The 916-nt window shown below is 35.3% G+C and carries 1 protein-coding gene; it reads right to left on the bottom strand.

Annotation, left to right across the window (positions count from 1 at the left end; genetic code table 11):
- Positions 1-138 precede the first annotated feature (138 nt).
- Complete coding sequence (locus C8322_RS14235; RefSeq protein WP_111810834.1) at positions 139-687, bottom strand: hypothetical protein; 549 nt, start codon at positions 685-687, stop codon at positions 139-141.
- Positions 688-916 lie beyond the last annotated feature (229 nt).

Raw genomic sequence — 916 nt, 5'->3', positions numbered from 1 at the left:
TATTATGACATTATTTCAATGAGTTATCTATTTTTGTCGTGTACAGAGATTTTTTAATTCAATCAACTAAATAAATTGTTTACTTAATAATCAATCGCGATCAATAAGCTCAAAAAATCTGCTTTCACAGGTTACGCTTTAAATTCGGAATACAGTAGAGTAATCATATTGATCTATGGCTTGCGGATGTCGATAATTAAAAATAAAGCTCTGAATATCTTCACTGATACTGGTGTTCATTTCCATACTTGAAAAATGCTTCAAAACATAATCAATCGGAAATACGATCTGCCCATGAAGCTCCAAGCCATAGTAATATCGTGAATTGGCAAACTCGGTACCTGGTATTAAAGCCACCATTTGGAGTTCTTCAAGACTTAGCCAATGTTCAGTACAGTTCAATTCAGAACTGATAAAATAACCGATCTGGCTGGTGATCAAGAGCACAGTATTCAGCTTTTGAATGGTCTTGTTAAAGTCAGCTGTCAAAATTCCTAAATGCTTCTTAAATGCCTGAAAAAATTGATCAAGACGAAGCAGGCTTTCTGGATTATTATCAAAGTTAATGGTCTTTAATGCCTGACTGACATAAAAGGTACGTTCCGAATCCGGATGATGCAGCTGAGCACGCAGACCTTGCATGAAATCCGTGCTACTGTATGTTGAAGTAGATTGTGCAAATGCCATCTTATTCTTCTTTTTATTTCGTTATTTTAGTTTTAAATATATTGCAAATATTTTTTAAATCAAAAATTTAATTTTAATCTGTTTACGAAGATTCATTGAAATGCTCGATCAGGAGAGAGTGCATGCAAAAAACCAAGCTTATTTTGTCGGAACAGGATCTGAACCGTCTGGAGACTATGTGAACCGTACCGGGTTTGTCGGAGAGTCAATATTCTGAGAGACTATCCCG

The organism is Acinetobacter sp. SM1B (assembly GCF_003289665.1).
Classification (GTDB): domain Bacteria; phylum Pseudomonadota; class Gammaproteobacteria; order Pseudomonadales; family Moraxellaceae; genus Acinetobacter; species Acinetobacter schindleri.
The sequence above is the reverse complement of the archived record's forward strand: the minus strand, read 5'-3'. Positions and strand labels throughout refer to the sequence as shown.

Coding starts and splice junctions, on each gene's coding strand:
- C8322_RS14235 (WP_111810834.1), bottom strand. CDS start 687: ATGGCATTTGCACAATCTACTTCAACATACAGTAGCACGGATTTCATG.